This is a genomic window from Geminicoccus harenae, assembly GCF_019800005.1.
Classification (GTDB): Bacteria; Pseudomonadota; Alphaproteobacteria; order Geminicoccales; family Geminicoccaceae; genus Geminicoccus; species Geminicoccus harenae.
The window spans coordinates 1-1,750 of record NZ_JABGCL010000129.1 but is presented as its reverse complement, the minus strand read 5'-3'; the positions used below and the strand labels follow the sequence as shown (position 1 = coordinate 1,750).

The 1,750-nt window shown below is 69.2% G+C and carries 1 protein-coding gene and 1 tRNA gene; one reads left to right on the top strand and one right to left on the bottom strand.

Annotated features, from left to right (window positions below; genetic code table 11):
- Positions 1–89 precede the first annotated feature (89 nt).
- Positions 90–183: transfer RNA gene (locus HLA95_RS27190), tRNA-Ser, on the bottom strand.
- A gap of 112 nt (positions 184–295) precedes the next feature.
- On the opposite strand from HLA95_RS27190, the gene HLA95_RS27185 reads away from it, so the two are divergent.
- Positions 296–1,651, top strand: coding sequence for an MATE family efflux transporter (locus HLA95_RS27185; RefSeq protein ID WP_191062163.1), 1,356 nt, complete (start codon positions 296–298; stop codon positions 1,649–1,651).
- Positions 1,652–1,750 lie beyond the last annotated feature (99 nt).

Sequence of the window (1,750 nt, the reverse complement as noted above, 5' to 3'; positions counted from 1 at the left end):
AGACCTGGGCCAAAGAGCCCGATCGGTTCAGGCTCGACCCGTCACACCACATCCCGGGACCGTACACCTAGCAGGTTACGATCTGACGCTGGCGGAGGGGAAGGGATTCGAACCCTCGATAAGGCTTTAGGGCCCTATAACGGTTTAGCAAACCGCCGCCTTCAGCCACTCGGCCACCCCTCCGCGGCGTGGTGCGAGTAACACCGCTTGGCGGTGGTGGTCAACGGATTGCGGCGAGCGACGGAATGCGGCGTAGCTGTTCGTGCGGGCGGCGTGGCGCGGTTGGCTGGCGGGCTTGGGGGAACGGGTGGGCGAGGTCATGGGGCTGGCGAGGGCACGACGCGAGGCGCGACGGCTGGCGGTGCCGCTGATCCTCGCCAATCTCGCCGTGCCGCTGCTGGGCATGGTGGATACGGCGGTGGTCGGCCATTTGCCGGATCCTGCCGACCTGACCGCCGCGGCGCTCGCGACCCAGCTCGTCTCGGTGCTCTGGTTCCTGTTCGGCTTCCTGCGCATGGGGACGACCGCGCTGGCCGCCCAGGCGGTGGGGGCGGGTGACCAGCAGGCGCTGACGGCGACCGGGATTCGGGCGCTGGTGACGGCGCTGACGATTGGTGGGGTGCTGATGCTGCTGAGCTGGCCGCTCCAGTTCCTGGGCCATCTCCTGTTCCTCCCCTCGCCCGAGGTCGCCGCCGGGTTCGACCAGTTCCTGGCGATCCGCCTCCTGGGTGCGCCTGCGGCACTCGGCCAGTTCGCGCTGACCGGCTGGCTGCTGGGCCGGCAGGACGCGCGCGGGCCCCTGCTCGTGGCCGTGCTGGGCAATGTCCTGAATGCGGTGCTCGACGTCTGGTTCGTGCTGGGCCTGGGGTTCGGCCTCTCGTCGGTGGCGGTCGCCACCACGCTTTCCGAATATGCCGGGCTGCTGGTGGCGCTGGCCCTGGTGCTGCGCAAGGTCCGCCCCGACCGTGCCGCGATCGCGGCTGCCCTGGCCGACCGGCCGGCACTCACCCGGCTGTTCCGGGTCAATCGCGACCTGTTCCTGCGCTCCTGCTTCCTGGAAGGGTCGTTCGTCGCGTTCACCGTGCTGGCGGCGCGCCAGGGCGAGACCTTCGTCGCCGCGAACGCGATCTTGATGACCTTCTTCACTGCCACCGCTTGGCTGCTGGATGGCTTTGCCCAGGCGGGCGAGACCATGATCGGGCGGGCCACCGGTGCCCATTCGGCCGAATCCCTGCACATGGCGATGCGCGCGGCCTTCGAGCACGGCCTGATCCTGGCGGTGCTGCTGACCGGGATCCTGGCCCTGGCCGGCCCTTCTGCGATCGAGCTGATGACCCATCATGCCGATGTCCAGGCCACTGCCCACCACTACCTGCCCTTCGTGATCGCTTTGCCGCTCGTCTCGGTCTGGGCCTTCGTCCTGGACGGGGTGTTCTTTGGCACCGGCCGTGCGGAGGTACTGCGCAACGCCATGGCGCTCGCACTCGGCCTGTTCCTGGTCAGTGCCGCGCTGCTGGTACCGGTGCTGGGCGGTACCGGGCTGTGGCTGACCCTGCTCCTGTTCCTGGCCAGCCGCGGAATCCTGCTGTGGTGGAGCTTTCGCCGCATCGGCGGCAGTCGGGCCCTGGCCGTACCGCATGGTTCGGGCTAGTCGAGGGGCACAGGGTCGACGGCAGCCGAAGGAAGGAACGCGACGATGAAGGTACAGGCCGCGGTGGCGTTTGCGGCGGGCGAGCCGTTGCGGATCGAG